The organism is Slackia sp. CM382, assembly GCF_000293015.1.
GTDB classification, from domain to species: Bacteria; Actinomycetota; Coriobacteriia; order Coriobacteriales; family Eggerthellaceae; genus Slackia; species Slackia exigua.
Genome location: NZ_ALNO01000018.1, coordinates 112,031 through 137,992 on the forward strand (window position 1 = coordinate 112,031; position 25,962 = coordinate 137,992).

Below are 25,962 nucleotides of genomic sequence, written 5' to 3' on the forward strand. Positions count from 1 at the left end.
AGCCGTTCGATTATGTAGGTGCCTGGCATCCACCCTATCAAGGGGCACGCCGCTCGTCAACGCGAGGGCGAGCTATCTTACTTGAACCACTGGCGAACGTCAACGAGATCGCGGAATTCGTCCGATGCCTCTTTGAGGTCCTTCATCGTGGCAGCGGTCTCGCGTGCGAGGTCCATGCCGCCCTTCGCGAAGCTCTTCACGTCTCCCTGCGTCACGCCGAATGCAAGCTCCTCCGTATCGGGATCTTCTTCCTCGGCCGGGCAGTAGTCGTAATACGCGCAGGTGTCGCAGTCGCCGTCGCAGCCGGCCGCATAGTATGCCGCCGCCTCCGCGTACAGCGCGCGCTCCTGCTCGCAAAGCGCCTCTTCCTCGGGATCGACGACCGCATCCGCAGCCGAATCCTCGACATTGGATGCGCCTTCATCCTCGGCCTGCTGCGCAGTCGCAACCTCCGACTCCTCGACCTGAGGCGTGCCCGCTTTCGGCTTCTCGACCTCCGGCTTCTCGGTCTTCAGCTGTTCGGGCTCAGGCTCTTCCTCATCCACGAAGTCGCCGTCGCAGACATCGTAGTATGCGCATTCCTCGCACTCGCCGTCGCAGCCGGCATCGTACATGATGCGCCATTCGGCACGCAGGCGTTTCTCACGTTCTTCCTCGAGCTGGGCCTTCAGCGCTTCAAGTTCCTCGTCCTTGCCGCCACCTTTCGCAGACGATGCGCGAGACGCGGCATTCGAGCTCTTCATGCCTGATAGAACCGAGCGCGCGGTGCTCTTGGCCTTCCTCTTGAACAACGACATGCATCCCCCTTACCGCGAGCGCACCTTCATCGCACGCTCGATTTCCCGCTTGGAATCGCGCTCTGCCATCGCGGCGCGCTTGTCATAGAGCTTCTTGCCGCGCGCAACGGCGATTTCGACCTTGACACGGCCATTCGCGTCGAAATACACGCTGATCGGCACGATGGCCATGCCTGCATCCCTCGTCTTCTGCTCGAGATAGCGGATCTGACGACGATGCAGCAGAAGCTTGCGCACGCGATCCGGCTCGCGATTCGCGATGTTGCCATGCGAATACGGCGGAATATGCAGGCCATGCAGCCATGCCTCGCCATGCCGGATAAGCGCGAACGTATCGGTGAGCTGGCAGTTGTTTTCTCGAAGCGAACAGACCTCGGTCCCGGAAAGGACGATGCCCGCCTCGAACGTCTCGATGATCTCATAGTCATGGAACGCCCTGCGATTCTTCGCGATCGGCTTCTTCTCACGAGACATGCGTGCATCCTCCTCTCGCATACCGGCCCCGCCTCGGAGCGCATTGCAGCGGTAACTTTCCTATTATAGCGACTACACGTGCATCGACGCGAGCCTCATCGAGGTCTCCAGGAAGCACGCGAATGCCGTGAAGCCCGCCTGTTCGATGCAAGAGCGAAGGTCGCCGTGCGCGCATAGGGAAAGACGGCGACGACGCGAATGCGCACTGCATCTCCCAGCCGCACGACATCACCGCTCTCGGTCCCTACGAGCATGCGGCGCGCTGAATCGAGATGGAAGAATTCTCCTAGATCGCGCATCGGCACGAATCCCTCCGCACCCATTTCGACGCGCACGTAGAACCCCGATGTCGAAACGCCCGAAACCATGCCGTCGAACGGCTCGCCGATATGCTCTGAAAGGAGCTCGTACATCTTGAGCTCCTGCGATTCCCGTGCCGCCGTCTCCGCGATCTTCTCTTGCCGAGAGGCATGGTCGGCTATGTCCGGCAGCGCCGCCTCTTGCGCAGACGTCGTGCCGTCGCGTCCCCGCAGCACGGCTTTCAGCAGGCGGTGCGCCATAAGATCGGGATAGCGTCTGATAGGACTCGTGAAATGCAGGTAGGCCGCGCTCGCAAGACCGAAATGAGGCTGGCATTCCGGCGCATACCGCGCCTGTTTCATAGCCCGAAGCACCAACATGGAGACGAGCGAACCTTCGGGACGGCCGTGCGCCCGCGCAAGGACCGCCTGCACTGCCTTGGGAGATCCCATGGCGAACGCGGAAAGGGAAACCGCATCGTCGTAGCCGAATTCATCCAGGATGGGAACGATATCGATCAAGTCGCCCGAGTCGGGCGCCTCGTGCACACGGTAGATGCACGCAGCGCCGGCGTCGCGCATGATGCGAGCAACCGCTTCGTTCGCCGAGATCATCGCCTCTTCCACAAGAGAGGTCGCGTCGTTTCTCCGTCGAAGATCGACCGAAAGGGGACGCCCCCGATCGTCGAGACGCACCTTCGTCTCTTCGCGGTCGAAATCGATGCCTCCCGCACGCGCGCGACGCGCCCTAAGCGCCCGCGCGATCCGATGAAGGGATTCGAGACGTGCTGCGATGGCGCGTATGCCGTGCATATCGTCGTCTGCAACGGATGACCCCAAAGCCGACCGAAGAGCGCCGTCGAGCGTGCAAGAGCCCGAAAGCTCGTCGGCCGAGCATGCATACCGCGGCGTTTCCCGCCCTTCGAGATCCGACGATCCGAGGGCGCGCATCGATTCCAGACAGGCTTGGACATCCTCATAGACGAATCGCGCCTTCGACTCGATGACGGCAGGATAGGCGTCCACCCGCACAAGCTCGAGCGCATGCGAGTAATACAGGTCGACCGTCACGGCACGACGGGCGACATTCGGTTTCAACGAGCATATGTCGTTCGACAGCTTCTCAGGAAGCATGGGGAGCACGCGATCGACAAGATACACGCTCGTCGCCCGTGCCCGCGCTTCGAAATCGAGCGGCGTCGCCCAGGAAACATAGCGGGAAACGTCGGCGATGTGCACGCCGACGCGCAGCAACCCGTCGACCTCGTCGAACGACAATGCGTCATCGAAATCGCGGGCGTCCGAAGGATCGATGGTGAACGTGATGCGATGCCGCAGGTCGCGATACCCTTCGTCTCGAAGCGCGCGATCGATGCCCGCCTCTGCGGATGCCGCCTGCGCGAGCGCATCATCGGAAAAGCACGTCGCAAGCGTATGGCGCGCGACGATGAGATCGACGTCGATGCCTGCATCGCCCTCGTGTCCCACGACCTCTTCGATGCTGCCGAATGCAGGCTGTCCCGCTTCCGGATAGGCGGTGATGCGCACGCGTACGATATCGCCCTCGCGCACCGTCGGCGCATCCCTGCGCAGCGTGAAGATATCATGCCTGATGCGCGGATCTTCAGGAACGACGACTCCGTACGGCTCGGCGATTTCGTAGCGTCCCACGATCGACGCATGCGCACGCGTCACCACGCGCGCGACGCGTCCTTGCGGCCGATCCGTACGCCGCGCCCGACGATTCCCATCTCCGCCGGATGCTCGGGAAACAGCGACGACATCGCCGTCGAAGGCTGATTTCATGGCTGATTCGGGAATGAAGAACTCGCCTTCCGCGGTCTTCACGAAACCATACCCGGACGGCATGACCTCGAGCACGCCTTCCGGCAGGACTCGAGCCGTCCTTCTCGTTCGAAGGCGGCGGGTACGAGGATGGGGCATGGCGAACTAGTTCTTGATAAGGGATTGCGCGGTTTCGACGGCGACTTCCTTCTGACGGTCCGTCGAGGAGTCGCTATCCATCGCGACGGACGCGTCGGGCGAGACGCCCACGCCGTCGATGGCATATCCGCTGGGAGACACGTAGCGCGCCGCCGTGTAGCGCAGGGCACCGCCGAACGAGAGGGGACGCGTGACCTGCACCGACCCCTTCCCCATCGTCGTCGTCCCCACGATGGCCGCGCGATCGAGGTCGCGGAGGGCGGCGGCGAGGGCTTCGGCCGAACCGGCGGTATTGCCGTTCACCAGCACCACGAGCGGAGCTTCCGTGGCAAGGTCGCCCGACACCTCGCGCGTCGTGGAAGTAGTCAGCGTATCGATCTCGACGACCGTGCCGCTCTTGATGAACAGCGAGGCGACATCGACCGACTTCGAAAGATATCCGCCCGGATTGTCGCGCAGGTCGAGCACGAAAGAGCGCGCGCCTTCGTCGGTCAGCTCGGAGATGGCCTCGCGCACGAGGGCATCGGAATTAGAGGTGAACTGCTTGAGCGAGATGTAGCCGACCTTGTTCGTCAGCTGCGTCGTGACGTTGGGTTCCTCGTAGTTCCCCGTCGTCAACGTGGTCGTGAACTCTTCGCCGCCCGTCGAATCGAGGCTCTCGGCATGTCGCCAGCGTATGACGACGGTCGAGCCGGACTCGCGCTGCACCGCGTTGATGGCTTCGGTCGCGGACCAGTCCTGGGAGGAATCCCCGTCGATCGCCACCACGAAATCGCCGGGCTTCACCCCCGCTTCGGCGGCAGACGAGCCTTCGAACACGTCGAGCGCGTACGCCTTGCCGTTGTATTCGGAGAAGAACACGCCGACTCCAGGATAATCGGACGAAGACGAATCGACGTAAGCCGAGTAGCGATCGGCATCGTAATAGCGCGCATAGGAATCGCCCGTCGACTCCAAGAACGCTCCCAGCACGGCGTTCGTCGCGCTCGATTCGTCGTACGAATCGACGCTGTCGGAGGAGATGATGCTCATGACTTCCGACAGATGGTTCGCCACATCGGAAACCTGCATGGACGCGTTGGATGCGACCGGGGCCGGAACGGAAACGGAATTCACGCCCAGCCTCTCCATCAGGGGATCGTACCCGCGCACGAGGAACCCGAGCGCGAAAAGCGCGAACGCCAGGACGAGGACGAAAAGCGCCTTCAAGATCCTGACGTCGCGCCGCTCCTGATCGGAGACATGCTTGCTATGTTTCAGAGAGCCCATGCGTCCCGTCCGAAACGCCCGCTACACCTTGAGGTAGCGACGCATCGCGAACATGGAGCCCACGGCCGCGATGATCAAGCCGGCGACGACCAGCGTGAGATAGATGCGCGCATAGGTCACCGAAGACAGGGCGATAGGCAGCCACATGAGGGCCGTAGAGACCTGGGGAAGCGCAACGCGGCGCAGGATCTCCAGGAAGACGATGGCCAGACCGGCGCCGATAAGCGCATGGAGAGCGCCCTCCATCAGGAAGGGCCCGCGGATGAAGCCGTTGGAAGCGCCCACGAGCCGCATGATGGAGATCTCCCGGCTGCGGGCGAGAATGGCCAGACGGATCGTGTTGTTGATGAAGACGAGCGCGATGAAGACAAGCAGCGCGATGAGCGCGACGCCGATGTAGCGCACGTAATTCGTAACGCTGAACAGGCGTTCGATAGTCTCCTGACCGCCGTATTTCAGGCTGTCGGACGGATCGTCGGGACTGTCGCAGATCTCCTTGAAGGACGCGTTCGATGCGATGGCGCCGACCACGCTTTCAACCTGCTGCGCGTCGGACAGCTCGATATCGATGGAGGCCGGCAGCGGATTCATGCCGTCGAGCTGCTCGACGATCTCGGGATTCGAGCTCATGGAATTGCTGAAGTTCTCCATGGCTTCGTCCTTGGTCGTGAAGCCGACGCTCTGGACGCCCGAGATGCCTTCGATGGTCTTCATGACGGCGTTGATGTCGTTCTGATTCGCATCGTCGGAAACGTACGCCGTGACGGAAACCTTGTCCTCGACCGAGTTGACGATGTTGTCGACGATTCCGCCGCCAACCAGGAATACACCGATGATCAGCAGAGACAGGAAAATCGTAATGATCGACCCCAGCGTCGTGCTGAGGTTGCGGGAGAATCCGGTCAGGGATTCCTTGAAGAAATAGAACAGACTAGACATCGAAGCCGTACACCCCCCTGCTCTGGTCGCGCGTGAGCTGGCCGCCGTCAAGGGCGATGACGCGCCTGCGCATGTTGTCCACCATCTCGCGGTCATGCGTGGCTACGAGCACCGTGGTGCCGGTCTTGTTGATGCGCACGAGAAGATCCATGATGCCGCGCGAGGTCTGCGGATCGAGATTGCCCGTAGGCTCGTCGCACACCAGAAGCGGCGGACGGTTGACGATGGCGCGCGCGATGGAGACACGCTGCTGCTCGCCGCCTGAGAGCTGGTCGGGATACTTGTTGAGCTTGTCCTGAAGGCCGACGAGCCTCAAGACCTCGGGAACCTGCGTCTTGATGACGTGACGGCTCTTGCCGATCGCCTCGAGCGCGAACGCGACGTTCTCGAAGACGGTCTTGTTCGGCAGAAGCTTGAAGTCCTGGAAGACGCAGCCGATATTGCGGCGCAGCTTGGGCACCTGGCCGCTGCGCATGCGGGTCAGATCGATCTTATCGATGTAGATCTTCCCGTCGGTGGGTTGAAGCTCGCGCGTGATCAGACGGATGAACGTCGATTTGCCCGAACCCGAATGCCCGACCAGGAAGATGAACTCGCCTGGATAGATCTTCACCGAGATGTCGTGCAGGCTCGGCTTGTTCGGCTGGGCCTGATACACCATGGTGACGTGGTCGAAGGTGACGACCGGCGCGCCGAGAGGCTGCTGGACGTCTTCGACGTTCAGGGTCGGAAGGGACGTGGAGAGGTCGGGCGTCGCATGGGCGCCGCGAACCTGGGAGCGACGGGCCGTTGCGCCGACGGGAGGCATGACGCCCGTTCCCTGGTCGACCGCATCGTGCCCATCGGGCGCGGAAGCGTCGCGAGCGGCATGGGAACGAGGAATGGCCCCCGTTGCCCGCCGAACGCGCGGCCGCGCGTCGTTTGGATTAGCCACAGAATGCTCCGTTCAATCAGTGTGTACTGGACTACCGGCCCATATTGTATCAACTCAAGCAAACCGCACGTCAAGCGGCCACAGAATCCGCATCCGACGAAAACGCGGGACTGCCGCGCGCAAGACGGGCGCATCACGCCCGCGAACCGGCGATATGCTCCTTCGCTTCCTTGCGCGCGATGACCTTGAGCGCGGCCTCGACGATGGAGGGGGCGTCAAGATGGAAGTATGCGAGCAGCTCTTCGAATTCGCCCGAGGTGCCGAAGCAGTCGCGCATGCCGACGCGCTCGAGAGGCGCGGGATGCGCCTCGGCGAGAAGCTCGCTTACCGCCCCGCCGAGGCCCCCGATGACGGAATGCTCTTCGGCGGTCACGATGCAGCCGGTCTTCGCCACGGAGGCGAGAATGGTTCCGGCATCGAGGGGCTTGATGCAGAAGGCGTCCACGACCTCCGCGGACACGCCCTGGCCCGCAAGGGCGTCAGCGGCCTTCATGGCCTCGTCTATCTCCACGCCTGCGGCGACGATCGTGACGTCTGCGCCTTCGCGCAGCACGTAGGCACGACCCATTTCGAGCTGAACGCCGTCGTCGTACACGCATGGAACGGATGCGCGACCCATGCGCACGTACACCGGACCCGGCGTACGTGCGGCGAGACGGATGGCCGCTTTGGCGGCCGTGTAGTCGGCAGGGACGAGAACGCGCATATTGGGCAGAACGCGCATGAGCGCGATGTCCTCGACCATCTGATGGCTGCCTCCGTCGGGCCCGACGGAGATGCCCGCATGCGTCGGCGCGACCTTCACATCGAGCTTCGAATAGCATACGGTGTTGCGGATCTGGTCATACACGCGGCCGGTGCCGAAGACGGCGAACGATCCGGTGAAAGCGACGTTGCCCGTCAACGAGAGACCCGAGGCGATGCCGATCATGTCCTGCTCGGCGATGCCTGCGTTGAAATGACGATCCGGATACGCGGCCTTGAACTTCCCCGTGGTCGTGGACCCGGAAAGGTCGGCGTCGACCGCGACGACGGGAACCCCTTCCCCGGCGAGCTCTATGAGCGTCTCGCCGTATGCCGCACGGGTCGCGCGCTTTTCTGCCATGTCTATTCCTCCTCGAGGGAAAGCTCGGCGACGGCGAGCTGCGCCTGCTCGGCGTTCGGCGCCTTGCCGTGCCAGCCGGCTTGGTTTTCCATGAACGAAACGCCCTTGCCCTTCGTGGTTTCCGCCACGATGACCTTCGGCTTCCCCGAATGCGTCTCTTTGGCGCAGGCAAGCGTGTCGACGACGGCCTCCATGTCGTTGCCGTCGCAGGCGAAGACCTGCCAGCCGAACGAACGGAACTTATCCCCCAGGTCATCAAGGTCGCAGACATCGGCCACGCGCCCGTCGATCTGCAGACGGTTGCGATCCACGATCGCGACCAGATTGTCGAGCCTGCGATGGGCGGCGAACATGGCCGCTTCCCAAACCTGACCCTCCTGGCATTCGCCGTCGCCGAGGAGCACGAAGACGCTCGAGGCGGAACCGGAGAGGAACAGGCCGCACGCAAGGCCGCACGCGATGGAAAGCCCCTGGCCGAGAGAGCCCGTCGAAACCTCCACGCCGGGAAGCTTGAGGCGGTCGGGGTGCCCCTGGAGCCTGCTGCCGAGCTTTCGGAGGGTGGCCAGCTCCTCGGTAGGAAAATACCCCGACTCGGCAAGCGTCGCGTACAGCACGGGAGCCGCATGGCCCTTCGACAGAACGAAGCGATCGCGTCGTTCCAGCGTGGGATTCCCAGGATCGTGCTCGAGAATGCCGCCGAAGTACAGGGCCGTCAGGATGTCGGCGCTCGAAAGCGATCCGCCCGGATGCCCGCTTCCGGCCTTGGAGAGCATCTCGATGACGTCGATGCGGACGTCGACGGCCTTATCCTTCAATTCTCGCAGGTCCACTCGTTCTTTCCTTTCAATGGAGCCCATCGCCGTCTCCTATTGGGAGACGCGCCACCGATGATAGCCGATGACGAATTCATCGATCTGGCCATCGAGGACCGCGTCGACGTTGCCCGTCTCGACGCCGCTCCTCACGTCCTTCACCAACTGATAAGGATACAGCACATAGTTGCGTATCTGGCTGCCGAAGCTGTTGTCGCGTTTCTCGCCGCGCAGGGCGTCCATCTCATCCTCGCGCTTCTGCCGCTCGAGCTCGTAGAGCTTCGCACGCAGGACCTTGAACGCCGATTCCTTGTTCTGCAGCTGGCTCTTCTCGTTCTGGCAAGTCACGACGATTCCGGTCGGCAGGTGCGTGAGGCGGACCGCCGAGTCGGTCGTATTGACGCACTGACCGCCGGGGCCGCTCGAACGGTACACGTCGACGCGTACGTCCGAAGGATTGATCTCGACTTCGATGTCGTCTTCGACGACGGGGAGCACCTCGACGCCGGCGAAGGTCGTCTGACGGCGCTTCTTGTCGTCGGTCGGGGAAATGCGCACGAGCCGATGCACGCCGTGCTCGCTGCGCAGCATGCCGAAGGCGTTCTTCCCTTCGATCTGCACAACCGCGCGATCGAGGCCGATGACTTCGCCGGGCACCACGTCGAGGAGCTTGACCTTCCAGCCCTTCTTCTCGGCGTAGCGCACGTACATGCGATAGAGCATGTCGGTCCAGTCCTGGGCTTCAAGCCCGCCGGAACCCGGATTGACGGACACGATGGCATCGCATGCGTCGGAAGGATCGGTGAACCAGGATTCGACCTCCATGCGATCGAGCGCGCCGGACAGGCCTGCGCGCAGCTCGTCGAATTCGACGGCGAACGCGTCGTCCTCCTCGATGAGCTCGAGAGCGGCCCGCGCGTCCTCGAGCGTCGCGCAGGCCGTGCGATATTCATCGAGGGTCGAGCGGATGTCGCTCGCGCGCTTGGAAGTCGCCTGGGCAGCCTGCGCATCGTCCCAGAATCCCGGCTGCGCGATGACGGCGTCAAGGTCGTGCAGGCGTCGCTCGTTCTCTTCGATATGCAGATAGCCGCGTGCGGCCGCGAGGCGCTCGGCGAGTTCATCGAGCGTGGGGATGGTTTCGTCCGACATCTACGCGCCTACCGATTCGCGCCGTGGCATTTTTTGAACTTCTTGCCGCTCCCGCACGGGCAGGGATCGTTGCGCCCGACGTTCGCATAGGGATCCTCGTCGGCCTTGCGATACGTCTTGGCCTTCTGGGGCGCCGGTGCGGGAGGACGCCCCGAAGCAGCCTGGCGGACCGCATCCCGCGAGATAGACGATTCGCTCAAGGTCTGTTCGGGAGACGTGTAGCTGACGTTGCGTCCTTCGAGGACGTCTGTCTCAGGCGCCTCGACGGCCTGCGCCTCTTCGGGCGCCGCGATCTGCAGGCGCAGGATCGTGCGCATGAAATCCTCGTACATGCCGGCGGTCAAGGCGGCGAACGCGGAGTGGGCCTCGTCTTTGTATTCGGTCAGCGGATCGCGCTGGCCGAGCGCGCGCAGCCCGATGCCGGTGCGCAGGTAGTCCATCTCCTGCAGGTGCGCCATCCAGCGGACGTCGATGATGTTGAGCATGACCTGGCTGCCGAGCTTTTTGAGCGCATCTTCTCCGAGCGCGGCCTCCTTGCTGCGGTACACGCCTAACAGATAGTCCAGAATCGCATCGCCCAAAGCGTCGGCGCTGTCATCGTGATCGATCGAGGACGCATCGAAGTCTTCGAGCCCCGTCATGTTCCTGACCCAGGCGTTTATGGCCCTGAGATCCCAGTCGTCGCTCGCCGAGCGCTCGGGACAGCACGATTCGATGAGGTCGGTGATGGCGTCGACGAAGATCGTCTCGATGCGCGAGGAAAGATCCTTGCCGTCGAGAATCGCGTTGCGCTCCTCGTAGATGGCGGTGCGTTGCAGGTTCATGACGTCGTCGTATTCGAGAACGGTCTTACGCGCGCTGAAATGGAGCGCTTCGACCTGGTGCTGGGCGCTTTCGATCGCTTTCGAGACGATGCCGGCCTGTATGGGCATGTCCTCGGGGATTTCCGTGCGCGACATCACGGCCGCGACCTTGTCCATGCGGTCGCCGCCGAACCGGCGCATCAGATCGTCTTCGAGCGACAGGTAGAACTGGGTCAAACCGGGATCGCCCTGGCGGCCGGCACGGCCGCGCAGCTGATTGTCGATGCGGCGGGACTCGTGGCGCTCGGTGCCGATGACGGCGAGGCCTCCTGCACGAAGGACCTGTTCGTGCTCTTCCTTGGTGATGCCCTTCGCGACCTCGAGGGCTTCGGCGCGCTGGGCGTCGGTCGCCTCTTCCAGGGAGATGCCGCGCTGAGCGAGGACGTCTTCCATGAGGACCTCGGGATTGCCGCCCAGAAGGATGTCGGTGCCGCGGCCCGCCATGTTCGTAGCGATGGTGACCGCGCCCGCGCGGCCCGCCTGCGCGACGATATGGGCTTCCCGCTCATGGTTCTTGGCGTTCAAGGTCTCGTGCGCGACGCCGCGCTTGTCGAGGATGCGCGAGAGGCGCTCCGAGCTTTCGATGGACACGGTGCCCACGAGGCACGGCTGCCCCGCGCGATGGCGCTCTTCGACCTCGTCGGCAACGGCGTTGAACTTCGCGTCTATCGTGCGGTAGACGAGGTCGTCCTCGTCTTTGCGCGCGACGGGCTTGTTCGAAGGGATGGCCACGACGGGCAGCTTGTAGATCTCGCGGAACTCCGCATCCTCGGTCATGGCGGTGCCGGTCATGCCCGAAAGCTTCTCGTAGAGGCGGAAGTAGTTCTGCAACGTGATCGTGGCGAGCGTCTGGTTCTCCTCGCGGATGCGCACGCCCTCCTTCGCTTCGATGGCCTGATGCAGGCCTTCCGAATAGCGGCGTCCTTCCATGATGCGGCCGGTGAACTCGTCGACGATCTTGACCTGCCCGTCGGAAACCACGTATTCCTTGTCCCGATGGAAGAGGAACTGCGCCTTCAACGCTTGCTGCAGATGATTCGCGAGCTGTGCGGACGGATCGGAATAGATGTCGTCGATGCCGAGGCGGGATTCGATTTTCGCAAGGCCGACCTCGGTCGCTATGATGGTGCGCTTGCCCTCGTCGATCTCGAAGTCGATATCGGGAACGAGGCCGCGCATCGCACGCGCGAAGCTGCGATACGTCTCCGCCGCCTTCGTGCCGGCGCCGGAGATGATGAGCGGGGTCCGCGCCTCGTCGATGAGGATGGAGTCGACCTCGTCGACGATGGCGAAGCTATGCCCTCGCTGCACGCGGCGCTCGGCGCGCGTGACCATGTTGTCGCGCAGGTAGTCGAAGCCGAATTCGGCGTTCGTGCCGTAGGTGACGTCTGCCCGATAGGCAGGGATGCGCGCGGCGGGACGCATGCCGTTCTGCACGAGACCGACGCTCATGCCCAGCTCGCGGTACACCCGGCCCATCCATTCGCTGTCGCGGCGCGCGAGATAGTCGTTGACCGTGACGATGTGCACGCCCTTGCCCGAGATGGCGTTCAGATAACCGGCGAGCGTGGACACGAGCGTCTTGCCTTCGCCGGTCTTCATTTCGGCGATCTGACCCTCGTGCAGGGCCATGCCGCCGATGAGCTGCACGTCGAAGTGCCGAAGGCCGAGCGAGCGAACGCTTCCCTCGCGCACCGTCGCGAATGCCTCGGGAAGCAGGTCGTCCAGGCTTTCGCCCGCATCGAAGCGTTCGCGATAGCCAGCCGTGAGGGCGGAAAGCTCCTCGTCTGAAAGCTCCTGCATGCGCGGCTCGAGCTCGCCGATACGCGCGGCCATAGCCTGGTACTTCTTGAGCTGACGGCCTTCGCCGAGCGTAAGGAGCTTGGTAAGCAGTCCCATCTGAACCTCTTCACTGTCATAGGAAGCCGGCCGCATGGCGCACGTCGTCTGCGGCTGCACGAAAATTGCGTTAACTTTACCACAGGGCGCGCATCACGCCTTGGCGCCCGGAAAGCGGCGAGGGAAAGAATCATCATCATCGCACACGAGTACGCGCTGATACAGGCCGCGCGACGCATCGGACGGCGAAAGCCCCATATCATCGCGAAGGTAGGTGCAGAGATGATGGTAGGTCTCCGTCGCGGCGTCGAACCGGCCGTTGGCGATCTGCGCACGCATCAACGTCTGATGGAGATCCTCCCGACGATCGTCGCGATCGAAGGCCGTCTGGGCGAGCCATAAGGCGGCCTTCGGCTCGTCGGCGTCGACGAGCCGGTCCGCGCCCGTCGCGAGCGCATCGGTGATGCGGCAGCGACAGCGCTCCCGGCACATCGAGATATAGGCGCTCTCCGTCTCCGACGGCATGATGTCCCCGGCATACGCATCGCAGATACGACGATACGCCCCGATCCAGGATTCGAGATCGACCTGCTCGTACTTGAACACGTTGCAGAGCTCGTCGAGCTCTTCGACGTCGCAGCGCGCGTATCGCATATCGAGCATGCAGCCCATATGCTGCTTCGCCACGTACGGGCACTCCCCCGATTCGAGCGCCAGCGCCCGCCTGAGCACCGACCAGAGCGAGTAGAAGTTGTTCAGCGCACGCCGTTCGTCGCACCCGGGCCACAGGGCGTCGAGCAGCTTCGCGCGGGGAACTTCCCGGCCTCTATTCAGGGCAAGAATGGCCAGCAGGGTGCGCGCCTTGCGCTTCGCGAACCTCTCGGGTCCGATCGCTTCGTCTCCGCGCGTGATCGACATGCCGCCGAAGAGGCTGATGTACAGAGGTTCCACACGTTCGATGACATGCGCGTTCGCAGCGCGGACCTCTCCGACCAGAACGCGTTCCCTGTGCTTGCGACGCTCCGCGCGACGCTCTTCGAGACGGCGCTTCTGAACGGCAAGCGAAAGGAGCATGATCTCGCAGCGCCCCTTGCGTTCGAGATCGTCATCCGGAAAGGAGATGCCGCGCATATCCGCATGCTTCGCCAAGGCCCCGTACAGCAGCGCCTCGGCCGAATCGGGCACCGCCAAGCGGCGGCGACGGCCGCGCAGGGCGGATACGCCGCGTTCGAAAGCATCGTCGGCGCATGCGGCGCATTCCACGCATGTCGGATCGTCGACGCAGACCGCCGCCGCATCGGCAACGAGCCGCGTGAGCACGAGCATCCCGATCCTGCTTTCGCATATGCGATCTCCGCAATCCTCGATCTGCGCGATCGCGCCTTCGATATCGTCTTCGCCTAGAGACGCCGCGCGCATGACGGCGGGCATCGCGCGGGAAACCGACAGCATGCCTTCGTCGTTCGCCATGAGGTCGAACGAGTGCTCGTCCATGTGCTTCTCGATGAAGGAGCGTGCGTCCATGCGCTGACGTTCGCTGCCGAACCGCATCGTCGCGAGCGCGGCGAGGCAACGCCTCCATACGTCGCACGCTGCGTCTCCCCTGATGCGCGCAGCCATCCTCAACGCGCCCTTGGAATCGTCCAACATGATAGAAGCAAGCATGGCGCCGGTGGCCACGTCCGAAGGAAGCGGCGCCTTCGTCGACGAAAACCCTTCGACCAGTTCGAGCACAGGGCCGGGCTGCCCGGCATGCAACAGGACCTCGAGATTCGACTCAAGCCAGGAAAGACGTCGGGAGCGGGTGGCGAACTCGCCCACAAGAGCGCAGGCGCGCGAGAATTCCCCTTTGGTGAACAGCAGCTTCGCAAGCTTCATGACGAGAGAGTCGGCGCTCGAGAAAGCCGAGATCGAGACGATGGAATCAAGCGAAGCGAAGAAGATCCTTTTGATCTGCGGTATTGAAAGCGGCGTCGTGCAAAAGGCCTCATTGACCGAATCGATGCCTACGAAAGGATAGTACGTTTCGATGAATCGACGCGTGTCCTTCTTCAGCGCCCGCGCGAAATGGAAAAGCTCTTCGGACGACCCTTCGCGCGCGACCAGCATGACGAAGAGCGCGAGCTGGATATCGTGAGGCAGCCCCGATGTCAGCCCGTCGAGGAAGCGCCCTTCGTCCTCGGGCTCGCCCCATGCGAGAGCGCATACGCGGACGGGCTCGAACGAACCGGCCGCGCCGGGTTTCAGATCGACGGCGCGCTCGGCGGCGACCGAGGCCAGCTCCCCGTCGTCGAGCAGGAAATCCGTGGAATCCACGACGACGCATCCTGCATGGCGGTCGAGCACCGATTCGAACGACGGCTCGGTCACGACGACGACCTCCCAACCCGCCTCGATAAGGCCGTCGACGACTTCGGAGAACGACTCGGCGCGAACGTCGTCGAGATACGGCACATCGTCGAACACGACGAGCGATCCCTCTTCCCCGTATTCGAGCAACGCCGGCAGCACCGTCTGCGCATCGAGGTCGCGGATGAAAAGCGTATCGCGGGCATCGATCCAATGGGTCGAACGGAATCCGAAGATCTCGTCGGCGTATTCGACGGCGAGCGTCGTCTTCCCGAAGCCCGTCGGCGCGATGAGCACGCGGGGGACGTCACGCTCGGAAATCATCGAGCGCATAAGCCTCGGCCGCGGATGACGGCGACGCGCGCCTGCGCCCTTGGGTCTTCGTCCGTTGCATGCCGAAGCTTTCAGATAGTTCCTCATGGTCCTCCCCTAAGAACGTACGGGCAACGCATGGTTTCATACATCTCTCATCAGCTTTAATGTTCTATTTCATAGACATCGATTCATGCGTTGCCGAATATCTATCACCTTCTAGGTAACATTTTATTTCCGAAGCATGGGAATGCCGGCATGAAAAGACGTCCGCCCCGATCTCATGCGCGAGCGTCGAAATCTTTCGCTGAAATCGCTCGGATTTCCACAACGCTTCCACTAGAATCGGTCCATGGACACCAACGCGCGCATATCCCTTTCCACCGATGTCGAAACCCTTCTCGATCTTCTGGAAGGAACCGGGGCATCGGCATGGGTCGTCGGCGGCTACGTGCGCGATGCGCTTGCAGGCGACGACGCCCACGATGTCGACGTGGCGACATCGGCGCGCTGGCAGGACGTCGCACGCGTATGCGTCGATGCCGGCATGCGCGTCTACGAAACGGGAACCGCGCACGGAACGGTGTCGGTCAATACGGGCAGGCGCATCGTCGAGGTCACGACGTATCGCATCGACGGTCCTTACGAAGACGCGCGCCATCCCGCGAGCGTGTCCTTCGTCGATTCGATCGAACTCGACCTCGCCCGACGGGATTTCACGTTCAATGCGCTCGCGTATCATCCCGAACGCGGCCTTCTCGATCCGTACGACGGATGCTCCGACCTGAAAGGCGGCATCATCAGAACCGTGGGCGATCCGATGAAGCGCTTTCAGGAGGATCCTCTCCGCATCCTGCGCGCCGTTCGATTCGCCTCGCGTTTCGGATTCGCCGTGGACGACCGCACGGAATCGGCCATGCGTCGGCTCGCGCCGCTCATCGGAGGCGTTGCGGCCGAACGTATCGAAAACGAGTTCTCCCGCATGCTCCTCGGAGACCATGCCTGCAACGCCATCATCGAATGGATCGACGTGATCGGCGTATTCATCCCTGAAGCGCTGCCCATGAAGGGCTTCGATCAGCGCACGCCCTATCACATCTACGACGTGCTCGAGCACAGCGCGCATGCCGTCGGCGCCGCTCCGGCCCGACGCATCACCCGCTACGCCGCGTTTTTCCATGACATCGGGAAACCGAGCGTCTTCACCGTCGACGACGAGGGCATCGGTCACGCGAAAGGGCATCCGCAGGCCGGGGAAGCAATCGCGAGAAAGGCGCTCCAGCGTCTTCGGCTCAAGGCGACGGACATCGACGCCATCTGCACGCTTGTCGCGCTGCATCAGGACATCGTTCCCGCGACGCCGCGAGGCGTGCGGCGCATGCTCAACCGCATGGGCGGCGACGTGACCCTCTTTCGCGAGCTGCTCGACGTCAAAAGAGCGGATGCGGCCGCCCACGCACCCGATCACCGGGACCGGGGCGCGCAGGCCGATGAGGTCGAATCCGTCCTCGAAGATGTGCTGAAGGATCGGAGCGCATTTCGGATCGCCGACTTGCAGATAGACGGAAACGACGTTATGGCCTGCGGAATTCCTTGCGGTCCCGGTGTCGGGGCCGCGCTTCGGGCAGCCCTCGACGAAGTCATGGACGACCGTATTCCCAACGAACGGGACGCCCTCCTCTCGTTCCTGGATTCACGTGCAAGCGCCTGGCGACGATAAGCGCCCTATGCGGCTGATTTTTTAGAATTCATGCTTGACGAAGCATGATGCCGCCAGTAATATACGTACTCGCGCTTAGACATGCGACTCACACATTGGGGTGTCGTCTAATGGCAGGACAGCGGTTTCTGGTGCCGTATGTGAGGGTTCGACTCCTTCCACCCCAGCCATTTACTAAGCGCCACAACATACATGGCCTGGTCGTCTAGCGGTTTAGGACGCCGCCCTCTCAAGGCGGAGATCGGGAGTTCGAATCTCCTCCAGGCTACCAACGATGCACCACCGCTTCGGCGGTGGTTTTTTATTCCCAACGCACATTTCCGACATGCATGCGAACGACCCGGATGCCCGGTGCATGCGCCGACGCAGCGGCTTTTCATGCACGCCCGCGCCCCATGGGGTTCTAGCCCGCACCATTGTCCGCAGGCCTGCCTTGAACATCCCCCGTTCCCTCATCGTTCGCATCGACATGCATTGCTTTTCTTGCAGAATTCATCCCATTCACGCTTTGAACTCTTATTCCGTGCATATTTCAGAGAAAGTTATCCACAGCACATCATGCAGAAACCTTGCTGGAACCTTGCGGGCATCTGCCGAGAAACTCACCGGGCGGCGAGCCCCCGCCCTTCGGCTTCCTGCGCCCATCTACCATGGCGCACCCCTGATTCGTGCCGCACGCGAAAAGGCCGCGATGATCCGAACGGCACCCAGAGCACGGATTCCCTGCGGCACTCCGTGCTCTCCGGGATGCGATTCGTCCATCGCGGCCCCATACGCCCGGCCGCGCATGCCGAAGCATGCCGGCCGCTCTGCGGTCACAGCGAAGCGAGCGCCTCGCGCAAACGCCACATATGGTCGAGCGGACCCGACCCCTTCCCCATGGAAAAGCCGCTCGAAAGAGCGCCGGCCACATAGGCCTTCGCGACGCGCACGGAATCGATCGCGGATTTCCCCGATGCAAGCCCGCAGGCGATGGCGCTCGAAAGCGTACATCCCGTTCCGTGGGTGTTGCCGGTATCGACGCGCGTTCCGCGCAGCCAGCACGTCCGGCCATCGAACACAAGGCAGTCATCGGCGCTTTCGTCGAGATGACCGCCTTTCACGAGCACGGCGCCCGATGTCATGCCTGCAAGCATGCGAGCGGCGCGTTCCATGCCTGCCGCATCGACGATGTCGAACCCGCAGAGCGCGCGGGCCTCCGACAGATTCGGCGTGATGACCTCCGCCAGAGGAAAGAGGTCGCCGACGACGGCCCGGACGGCGCCATCCCGCATGAGATCGGCGCCGCTCGTCGCGACCATGACAGGGTCGACGACGATATGCCGGGCATCGCGCCGGCGAAGCGCGCGCGCCACGGCTTCGGCGATAGCCGACGACGATATCATGCCTATCTTGACGGCATCGGGGACCATATCATCGAAAACGGCATCGATCTGGGCTTCGACGAACTCGGGCGACGCGTCGAAGACGGCGTTCACGCCCAGGGTGTTCTGCGCGGTGAGCGACGTGATGGCGGATTGGCCGAACAGACCGAACGACTCGATGGTCTTGAGGTCGGCCTGGACGCCCGCGCCGCCCGAACTGTCCGAGCCCGCGATGGTCAGCACGGTAGGTACGCTATAGGACATGATGGAGCCTTTCCGACAGACGCTGCGCGGCCCCGCGAACGTCGTCCGCCGAGAACAGAGCAGAAACGACGGCTGCGCCCCGCACGCCTGTTCCGGCGAGCACATCGACGGTCCGTTCGTTCAAGCCGCCTATGGCGACGACGGGAATATCGACCGCATCGCAGATAGCGCGCAAGGTTTCAAGAGAGACGTCCGCCGCCTCGGCCTTCGTTGCCGTTTTGAAGATGGCGCCGACGCCGAGATAGTCCGCTCCGTCGCGCTCAGCGCGCAGGGCTTGCGCAACGGTCTGGACCGACACCCCCACGATGGCATCGTCCCCGAGGCGTGCGCGCGCCGAGGCGCACGCGGCGTCCTCTTGGCCCACATGCACGCCGTCCGCGCCCGATCGCGCGGCAGCGTCGACGTCGTCGTCGATCACGAACGGCACATCCGGGCATGCCGCATGCACCTCCCGCGCGAACGCGACGAGCGCATCGGTCGCCATCTTCTTCTCGCGAAGCTGCACGAACGTCGTGCCGCCGGCCACCGCATCGGATACGCATGCGGCAAGCGAGCGCCCCTCGAGCCAGGCGCTATCGGTCACGCCGTAGAGCAGCAGGCATTCGGGATGCGCGGCGATGTAGGCGCGCGGACTATCCACGGGCGATCTCCCGCACGAACGCGCGATCGCGCATCGCGGCACCGTCGAGCGTCGACAGGGCATCCATGAGATAGGTATGGAAACTGCCCGTCCCGTCCTTCTCGCCCATGCGCTCGGACGCCATCTGGCCGGCGATGCCCATATGGACGATGGCGGCGAGAGTCGCGACGAGGGTGTCGTCCCTATGGTCGGCCGCGTAGGCTCCGCAGACGGCCGACAGCATGCATCCGGCGCCCGTGATGCGGCCTTGGAGCGGACTTCCGTTGAACACGGCGAACGCGCGCGCCTCGTCCGCCACGACATCGATCGCGCCCGTGATGGCGACGACGCACCCGGCGCGGCGCGCGAAGTCGCACGCGAACGCGGCCGCTTCGGCCAGCGTGTCCTCTGTGACGGCATCGAGGGGATTCGCATCGACGCCCTTGGTGGACGTCGATGCGCCGGCAAGCGCCTTGACTTCGCTCATGTTTCCCCGCACGACGCTGATTCCCAGGTCGTCGAGCAGGCCGGAAGCCGTCGCGGTACGCAGCCGGGACGCGCCGGCGCCGACGGGATCGAGCACGATCGGCGTGCCCGCCTCGGTCGCCTTGCTTCCTGCGATCCTCATGGATTCGATCGTACGGGCATTCAACGTGCCGATGTTGAGATCGAGCGCGCCGCAGATGGAGACGATATCCTCGACATCTTCCGCCTCGTCGGTCATGATCGGGCTCGCGCCGATCGCCAGAACGGCGTTCGCGCAGCTTTCGACCGTCACGTAATTGGTGATGCAGTGGACGAGCGGTCCGTGCGCGCGCACGTCTTCGAGCATGCGCGCAAGTTCAGCCTCTATGGCCATGGTTCTCCCTTCGATGGCATTATCCAACAGGTTCCACGGGTCGGGACGCGAAAAGCCCCCTCTCAGCCTGCTCGCGCAAGCTCCCCATGCGCGGGATTATACGTCGAAGGTCGTCGAGGACGGGAGAAAAACAAGCAGATCGCCCTCGGATACGGATATGCGGATGGGAGCGCCTGCGCATTCGTTGGACAACCCGAGCGGAACGTCGTTCGACAGCGTTGCCGACGAGAGCGCATACGACGCCCCTTCCTCGTCCACGCCGAACGAGCGGTCCGAAGCGGAAAAGACCGAGAATCCCCCGTTCAAGGAAGCAGGAAGGAACAGTTCGTCGAACGCGCCTCCCGTAAGGACGGCCACGCATTCGCCGTCTCCTGCGGCGAAAGACCTGATGCCCCGATGGGAAAGCCGCACGAGCGTCTGAAGGGTCGCATAGGTCTGGTCGAGCCGGCCTCCGAGCGCACCGAGCAGCGCGATGGTCCCGCACCCATGCGCCAGCGCCTGTTCGCAGGCGAGAAACAGGTCGCTTTCGTCCTTGCGCGCGGGATGGACGACGGCATCGGGAACATCGGGGACGAATCCGAGGGAATCGAAATCGCCCACCACGGCATCGGGGCGGATTCCCGCACGCATAAGCGAAGCGAACCCCGCATCCGCCGCAACGACGTAGTCGAACCGATGGCGAAAGAAAAACGCCTCGTCGAAGGCCGCCGATCCGACGACGGCGCAGATGCCGCCCGAAGATCCGACACCGCCCGACGATGCGATGCGGACGCATCCGCCTTCGTGCCGCTGCTCCACCGCAACCTCCCGAACCTCGCCGCCTCGATTGATTCTTGCATGACGTCCGGGCCGTCTGCCCGACGCCTTGCAAGCGCATGATACAATACGCTGGCTATGCGGGCCGGACGGTCGCGGGCGCCTTTTCGGCGCGTGAGGAAAGTCCGGGCTTCAAGAGACAGGATGCCGGCTAACGGCCGGGCGGGGAAACCCGACGGAAAGTGCTGCAGAAAAGGAAACTCCCCTGCGATCCCTTCGGGATGCGGCGTCTCGGCGTCGGCAGGAGAAAAGCTGAGAAGGTGCGGTAAGAGCGCACCAGCGCATCGGTAACGGTGCGGCTTGGTAAACCCCATCCGAAGCAAGGGCGAATAGGCATGCGATACGGTCGTCTCTCCGTGCATGCGGGTAGCCTGCTCGAGGCGCTTCGGCGCCCTAGATAAATGGCCGTCTTCAAAGACAGAACCCGGCTTACAGGCCCGCTACGGCATATGAAGAAAGGCTCCCGATCGGGAGCCTTTCTTCATTCGGGGCGCATGCCTGCCGCATGCCGCCTTCAGTCTTTAGTCGAGATCGCCCAGGTCGAACGCATCGGACGCATCGCCGTAACCGCTCAGATCGCGCTCGACGACCTGCGTCGCGCCCGGAGCGGCATTGCGGGCCGCCGGCTTGGCATGCGCGCCGGGGATGACGTTCGACGCCGCCACGGCGCCGGTCGGCGCGGGTGCGGCGGCGGCAGACGCGTAATGCATCTGGGTGCGCACCGGCTTCTTGCGCGTGAGCTCCTCGTTGATATCCGCAAGCTTCTTGTTCGCATCGTCGATGAAGGCGCGCAGGCTCTCGGCGTAGGATTCGCACGTGGCCTTGTGCGAAAGCTCGAGGTCGGAAATCGCCGTTTCGATCTTGGCGCGCTCCACGTTGGCGCGCTCGATGATATCGGCCGCATCGGCCTCGGCGTCCTTATGGATCTTGCGGGAATCCGCTTCGGCCTTGTCGGTGACCTCCTTGGCGGAGCGCTGCGCGGTCAAAAGCGCCTCGGCGATGACAGACGCATCGCTCGACTTCGCGGCAAGCTTGGATTCGAGCTCGGCGATGCGCGCGTCCTTCTCATCCTCGGTCAGAGGCGCGGCGGGAGCAGGTTCGGCATCGGGCTCCGCGACGATCGCAGGCTCGGCGAAGGCGGCATCGAGATCGATGGGCGCTTCGTCGTCAATGGAGCCGGCATCGGCGTCGCGCATGGAACGGACCTGCTCGGTCAGACGACGGATCTCGGCATTCAGGCCATCGATCTCGTCAGCCACATGCTCGAGGAAGACATCGACCTCGTCGCGATCGTAGCCCTTGCGGTTGACCGTGAAGATCTGGTTTTGGATTTCTTCGGAAGTGATGGCCATTACAGCTCCTTAACGTATGCGAATCCGACCTCGCGATCGAGGACCTACAAGACGGCTACGACCAGCCTGGCAACCAATTGTAATACAACGAATGCAAGGATGGGCGAAACGTCCACCATGCCGATGGGCGGGATGACGCGACGGAAGATACCGAGATACGGATCGCATATGCGGCCGAGCGCCGCATCCACGTCGGCGATGAAGCCCGACTTCATCGGAATCCATGACATGATGATATAGACGAACAGGATGAACGAGTAGACGTCGACGATGGAGACAATCAGGTACTGAATCGTATGCATTATAGAATTCCCTGTTCGTGTAGCTGTTCCTTTTCGGCATCGCTCAGAGCGGCGCCGGCATTGAGCGCGAAGACGCGCGGAGCGATGACGTCGACCTGCGCCCCTAAGGCGCTCGCGGCGCCGAACGAGAAATCGAGCACGCGCTTCATCAAGGCATCCGGAGCGGCCGCGCATGCGAGCACGACGACGCTGCGCATCTTGAGCGCCGTGGCGACGCGCTCCGCATCGTCGTAGGTCTCGGGACGAACCACGACCATGGTGCGCACGCGCGGCGCGAGCGACGCCTCGGGAGCCGCAGCCGAGACGGACGTGCGGGGCTCGGCGGTCGACGAGAACAGATTCTCGAGCCCGGCCGAAGAGCGGGCGGGCGCGGCATCGGCCGATGCGTCGTCGTATGCGGACGCGCGACGACGGACGCGGATGTCGCGAGAGGTCACGAGCGCGGGCATGCGGCCTGCGGCAGCAACCTTGTCAGCGGGTCGCACGTATCCGGGTTGGGCATAGTCGGCGGAATCGTCGTACGCGTATTCGCCGTAGTCTTCGCGCTCGAACTCATCGTCCGCATCGCGCGATGATGCGCGGCGAGACGAGCGCGCAGCCGGGACGTTGTGCGGGGAGGGCAGGCCGAGTCGATCCTTCACCTCATCGATATTCGGGAATCTGAACGCCATGTCTTTCCTGTCTTTCCTGTCTCAGCCGCAAAGTCCATACGTATCGCTGAAGATCGCGCGGCCTATCCTTACCATAGTAGACCCGTAGGGGATGGCCTGAAGATAGTCGTCGCTCATTCCCATTGAAAGCTCATCGAGGTCAAGCGTCAAGCCCTGGGCGCCGAAGCGTTGACGCATCTCCTCGCGGATGCGCGCAAGGCGCGCGAACGACGCATCCGCTTCCTCGGGCGAATCCTTCGGCGCCATCATCATGAGTCCGCGGACGCGCACGTGCGCAAGCCCGAAGCAGTGCTCGATCATAGCGGGGAGTTCGGATGCGGAAAGGCCCTGCTTGTTCTCTTCCCCATCGTTCACCTCGATGAGCACGTCCTGGACGATGCCGGCCGCGTCCGCGAGACGATCGATCTTGTCGGCATGGCTCGGCCGATACAGGGAATGGATGAGGCACGCGCGCCCCACCACGTCCTTGAGATGGCGAGACTGTATATTGCCGATGAAGTGCCATCGCTCGGAAGGAAACGCATCGTGCTTGCGCGCGAGTTCATCGGGACGGTTCTCGCCGAAATCGTGGATGCCGGCCGCAACGGCTTCGGCAACCGCATCGACGTCCACGGTCTTCGACACGCCGATGATGCGCACGGCGGACGCATCCCTGCCCGACGCGGCGCACGCATCGACCACCTGGGTCCGTATCGCGTCGTATCGATCCTTCAATGCCATGGGAATCACCTTCGGTCCTTCATGCGGCAGGCGAAGGCGCCTTGGCGCCCGCACGTCCCGCCTTCGCGTCGGTATGAATAGAATCGCCCGTCTTCGTAGGTGCACAGGCCCGCATCGCAGATGCGCCTCTCGTCCATGCCTGCCTTCGAGAGGTCCGCCGCAAGGGCGCGGGCCATATCCACATGGCGCGTTTCTCGCACGCAGCCGTCGCCGAACGTCGCGGCGAAACGCGCTGCCAGCTCCTCGTCGACCTCGAAGCAGCATGTCCCTATATGCGGCCCGATATACGCATTACATCCCGATAGGCGCGAGGCATCGCCTCCGACGAGGTCGAAGGCGGCCTTGACGACGATGCGGTTCATGACGCCGCGCCACCCCGCATGCACGACGGCGAAGCTGCCGTCGGGCGCGACGATGATCGCAGGCACGCAATCGGCGAAGCAGAGAAGCGCTGCGATGCGGGCATCGCGCACGATGAGCGCATCGGCGGCCTCGCGCGCCTGGGCGATAGCTGCCTCGCACGATGCGGCGTCGTCAAGGGAGACGACGGCATCGCCGTGCACCTGATGCGGCACGACCAGACGAGCGTCCTGGCAGCCGAACGCCGCCATCAGACGCGCGCGGTTCGCGGCGACATCCCGCGCATCGTCCCCGACATGCGACCCGAGGTTCAGGCCCGCGTACGGGGGCGCGCTCACGCCGCCGTCACGGCACGTGAAGGCGATGCGCACGCCTGTGACGGCGAAGAGGTCCTCGTCGAGGAGCGCGGGCACGGAAAAGCCCCGGCCCCATGCGAGCCGCGGAAGCGGCAAGGAAGGGCTCGGGGCTGCATGCATCGATCTCGGTCCTCGGCGCCCGCTTAGCGGCGGCGGAGGAAGTCGGGGATGTAGTCCTCGTCGGTCACGCGGCTCGACGCGGACGCCGACGAGGCGGCGGGAGACGTCGGATGGCTGGAATTCGAGGTATAGGTGTCGCGCAGAGAACTCTGCTTGGCGGCGGGCTTCGCAGCGGCGGTGGAGGCGAATAGGTCGCTGCGGGCGCTTTCGAAGTCGATGGCCGACTGGTTCGTGCGCGCGAAACCGGTCGCGATGATGGTGATGCGGATCTGATCGCCCAGGCTCTCGTCCACGATCTGGCCGTAGATGATGTTGGCATCCTCGTCGACGACGGATTCCATGGCGCGCGCAGCCGCATCGACCTCGGCGAGCGTGAGGTCGGGACCGCCGGCGATGGAGAAGAGCACACGGCTCGCCCCGGCGATGGAGGCTTCGAGGAGATTGGAGTTGATGGCCTCGGTCGCGGCTTCGACGGCGCGGTTCTCGCCCGAGCCGAAGCCGATGCCCATCATGGCCGTGCCCGCATCCTTCATGACCGTGCGAATGTCGGCGAAGTCAAGGTTGATCAGGCCGGGAATGGTGATGAGGTCGGTCACGCCCTGGATGCCCTGGCGCAGCGTGTCGTCGGCGAGGCGGAAGGCGTCGAGCATGGAGGTCTTCTTGTCGACGACCTCGAGAAGACGGTCGTTCGGAATGACGATGAGCGTGTCGACCTTCTGCGCAAGCAGATCGCAACCCTGTTCGGCCTGGTTGCGGCGAAGACGCCCTTCGAAGCTGAACGGCTTGGTCACGACGCCGACCGTCAACGCGCCGATCTGCTCGCGCGCGATTTCGGCGACGACGGGCGCGGCGCCGGTGCCGGTGCCGCCGCCTTCGCCGGCGGTCACGAAGACCATGTCGGCGGCCGCGAGCGCGTCGGCGATTTCCGCCCGGGATTCCTCGGCGGCCTGACAGCCGATCTCGGGATTCGCGCCCGCACCGAGACCGCGGGTCAGCTCTTCGCCGATATGGATGGTCTTGTCGGCATTGGAAAGGAGGAGCGCCTGCTTGTCGGTGTTGACGGCGATGAACTCGACGCCTTTGATTCCGGCATCGACCATGCGGTTGACCGCGTTGGTTCCGCCGCCGCCGACGCCCACGACCTTGATTACGGCGAGGTGCTCCGAACCCATAGAATTAGACATAGTCTCCTCCAGAAAACCGAATACGTACCGTCGAGCCTCGATGAAACGCTTTGTGTTCGTGCGCTGCCCCATTCAAACGAAGCATAGCAGGTTCACTTTACACGAAGAGACCGACAATGCAAGCGCGAGCAGGCATATCAGACGCGCCGATGCGCCAAAGGCACATACGC

At 63.5% G+C, this 25,962-nt stretch carries 22 protein-coding genes, 2 tRNA genes, 1 other RNA gene and 1 riboswitch; of the genes, 4 read left to right on the forward strand and 21 right to left on the reverse strand.

Annotation, left to right across the window (positions count from 1 at the left end; all coding sequences use genetic code 11):
* Window positions 1-77 precede the first annotated feature (77 nt).
* The 11 genes from HMPREF1155_RS07550 to HMPREF1155_RS07600 form a co-directional block, all read right to left on the reverse strand.
* Window positions 78-797 carry a hypothetical protein gene (locus HMPREF1155_RS07550; protein ID WP_009079090.1) on the reverse strand — a complete coding sequence of 240 codons (720 nt, stop codon included), beginning with the start codon at window positions 795-797 and terminating at the stop codon, window positions 78-80.
* A gap of 9 nt (window positions 798-806) precedes the next feature.
* Window positions 807-1,271 (reverse strand): SsrA-binding protein SmpB, encoded by a 465-nt coding sequence (gene smpB / locus HMPREF1155_RS07555; RefSeq protein ID WP_009079111.1) that lies wholly within the window; start codon window positions 1,269-1,271, stop codon window positions 807-809.
* A gap of 95 nt (window positions 1,272-1,366) precedes the next feature.
* A complete protein-coding gene (locus HMPREF1155_RS07560) occupies window positions 1,367-3,514 on the reverse strand; it encodes a ribonuclease R family protein (RefSeq protein ID WP_255344607.1) in 2,148 nt (715 codons plus the stop codon).
* Window positions 3,515-3,520: 6 nt separating this feature from the next.
* Window positions 3,521-4,783 (reverse strand): S41 family peptidase, encoded by a 1,263-nt coding sequence (locus HMPREF1155_RS07565; RefSeq protein WP_006361766.1) that lies wholly within the window; start codon window positions 4,781-4,783, stop codon window positions 3,521-3,523.
* Window positions 4,784-4,804: 21 nt separating this feature from the next.
* A complete protein-coding gene (gene ftsX / locus HMPREF1155_RS07570) occupies window positions 4,805-5,722 on the reverse strand; it encodes a permease-like cell division protein FtsX (protein ID WP_006361767.1) in 918 nt (305 codons plus the stop codon).
* Complete coding sequence (gene ftsE / locus HMPREF1155_RS07575; RefSeq protein ID WP_238319158.1) at window positions 5,715-6,383, reverse strand: cell division ATP-binding protein FtsE; 669 nt, start codon at window positions 6,381-6,383, stop codon at window positions 5,715-5,717. The genes ftsX and ftsE overlap by 8 nt, the downstream gene beginning before the upstream one ends.
* Window positions 6,384-6,789: 406 nt before the next feature.
* Complete coding sequence (locus tag HMPREF1155_RS07580) at window positions 6,790-7,761, reverse strand: transketolase family protein (protein ID WP_009079038.1); 972 nt, start codon at window positions 7,759-7,761, stop codon at window positions 6,790-6,792.
* Between the two features lie 2 nt (window positions 7,762-7,763).
* A complete protein-coding gene (locus HMPREF1155_RS07585; protein ID WP_009079094.1) occupies window positions 7,764-8,591 on the reverse strand; it encodes a transketolase in 828 nt (275 codons plus the stop codon).
* Window positions 8,592-8,627: 36 nt separating this feature from the next.
* A complete protein-coding gene (gene prfB / locus HMPREF1155_RS07590; protein WP_009078939.1) occupies window positions 8,628-9,722 on the reverse strand; it encodes a peptide chain release factor 2 in 1,095 nt (364 codons plus the stop codon).
* Window positions 9,723-9,730: 8 nt separating this feature from the next.
* Window positions 9,731-12,484, reverse strand: a complete 2,754-nt coding sequence (gene secA, locus HMPREF1155_RS07595) for a preprotein translocase subunit SecA (RefSeq protein ID WP_039993596.1) — start codon at window positions 12,482-12,484, stop codon at window positions 9,731-9,733.
* A gap of 93 nt (window positions 12,485-12,577) precedes the next feature.
* Window positions 12,578-15,097, reverse strand: coding sequence for a BTAD domain-containing putative transcriptional regulator (locus HMPREF1155_RS07600; RefSeq protein ID WP_009078842.1), 2,520 nt, complete (start codon window positions 15,095-15,097; stop codon window positions 12,578-12,580).
* A 340-nt stretch (window positions 15,098-15,437) separates the two neighbouring features.
* On the opposite strand from HMPREF1155_RS07600, the gene HMPREF1155_RS07605 reads away from it, so the two are divergent.
* The 3 genes from HMPREF1155_RS07605 (at window position 15,438) to HMPREF1155_RS07615 (ending at window position 17,076) form a co-directional block, all read left to right on the forward strand.
* Entirely contained in the window at window positions 15,438-16,805 is a 1,368-nt protein-coding gene (locus tag HMPREF1155_RS07605) for a CCA tRNA nucleotidyltransferase (protein ID WP_009079091.1), read from the forward strand.
* A 96-nt stretch (window positions 16,806-16,901) separates the two neighbouring features.
* A tRNA-Gln gene (locus tag HMPREF1155_RS07610) sits at window positions 16,902-16,975 on the forward strand.
* A 24-nt stretch (window positions 16,976-16,999) separates the two neighbouring features.
* Window positions 17,000-17,076: transfer RNA gene (locus HMPREF1155_RS07615), tRNA-Glu, on the forward strand.
* A 544-nt stretch (window positions 17,077-17,620) separates the two neighbouring features.
* Here the strand turns inward: HMPREF1155_RS07615 and thiD are convergent.
* The 4 genes from thiD to HMPREF1155_RS07635 form a co-directional block, all read right to left on the reverse strand.
* Window positions 17,621-18,433, reverse strand: a complete 813-nt coding sequence (gene thiD / locus HMPREF1155_RS07620; protein WP_009079092.1) for a bifunctional hydroxymethylpyrimidine kinase/phosphomethylpyrimidine kinase — start codon at window positions 18,431-18,433, stop codon at window positions 17,621-17,623.
* On the reverse strand, window positions 18,423-19,073 hold the full coding sequence (gene thiE, locus HMPREF1155_RS07625) for a thiamine phosphate synthase (protein WP_009079034.1): 651 nt from the start codon (window positions 19,071-19,073) through the stop codon (window positions 18,423-18,425). Before thiE ends, thiD begins: the two co-directional genes overlap by 11 nt.
* On the reverse strand, window positions 19,066-19,911 hold the full coding sequence (thiM, locus tag HMPREF1155_RS07630; protein ID WP_155999250.1) for a hydroxyethylthiazole kinase: 846 nt from the start codon (window positions 19,909-19,911) through the stop codon (window positions 19,066-19,068). The genes thiE and thiM overlap by 8 nt, the downstream gene beginning before the upstream one ends.
* Window positions 19,900-20,008: riboswitch (TPP riboswitch) on the reverse strand. (Overlaps the previous gene by 12 nt.)
* Window positions 20,008-20,709: a thiamine diphosphokinase gene (locus HMPREF1155_RS07635; RefSeq protein WP_050999286.1), complete on the reverse strand. Its 702-nt coding sequence runs from the start codon at window positions 20,707-20,709 to the stop codon at window positions 20,008-20,010. (Overlaps the previous riboswitch by 1 nt.)
* Window positions 20,710-20,804: 95 nt before the next feature.
* Here HMPREF1155_RS07635 and rnpB point away from each other — a divergent pair.
* An RNA gene (rnpB, locus tag HMPREF1155_RS08805) (RNase P RNA component class A) lies at window positions 20,805-21,174 on the forward strand.
* A gap of 74 nt (window positions 21,175-21,248) precedes the next feature.
* On the opposite strand, the gene HMPREF1155_RS07640 is transcribed toward rnpB, so the two are convergent.
* From HMPREF1155_RS07640 to ftsZ, 6 genes are all read right to left on the reverse strand, one after another.
* Window positions 21,249-22,079 (reverse strand): DivIVA domain-containing protein, encoded by an 831-nt coding sequence (locus tag HMPREF1155_RS07640; protein WP_009079043.1) that lies wholly within the window; start codon window positions 22,077-22,079, stop codon window positions 21,249-21,251.
* Window positions 22,080-22,123: 44 nt separating this feature from the next.
* Window positions 22,124-22,381, reverse strand: coding sequence for a YggT family protein (locus HMPREF1155_RS07645; RefSeq protein ID WP_009078893.1), 258 nt, complete (start codon window positions 22,379-22,381; stop codon window positions 22,124-22,126).
* Window positions 22,381-23,052 (reverse strand): cell division protein SepF, encoded by a 672-nt coding sequence (locus tag HMPREF1155_RS07650; RefSeq protein WP_006361787.1) that lies wholly within the window; start codon window positions 23,050-23,052, stop codon window positions 22,381-22,383. The genes HMPREF1155_RS07645 and HMPREF1155_RS07650 overlap by 1 nt, the downstream gene beginning before the upstream one ends.
* Before the next feature lie 21 nt (window positions 23,053-23,073).
* Window positions 23,074-23,772 carry a YggS family pyridoxal phosphate-dependent enzyme gene (locus HMPREF1155_RS07655; RefSeq protein WP_039993646.1) on the reverse strand — a complete coding sequence of 233 codons (699 nt, stop codon included), beginning with the start codon at window positions 23,770-23,772 and terminating at the stop codon, window positions 23,074-23,076.
* 5 nt (window positions 23,773-23,777) lie between these two features.
* Window positions 23,778-24,545, reverse strand: a complete 768-nt coding sequence (locus HMPREF1155_RS07660; RefSeq protein WP_238319151.1) for a polyphenol oxidase family protein — start codon at window positions 24,543-24,545, stop codon at window positions 23,778-23,780.
* A gap of 86 nt (window positions 24,546-24,631) precedes the next feature.
* On the reverse strand, window positions 24,632-25,792 hold the full coding sequence (gene ftsZ, locus HMPREF1155_RS07665) for a cell division protein FtsZ (protein WP_009078849.1): 1,161 nt from the start codon (window positions 25,790-25,792) through the stop codon (window positions 24,632-24,634).
* Between the last annotated feature and the right edge of the window lie 170 nt (window positions 25,793-25,962).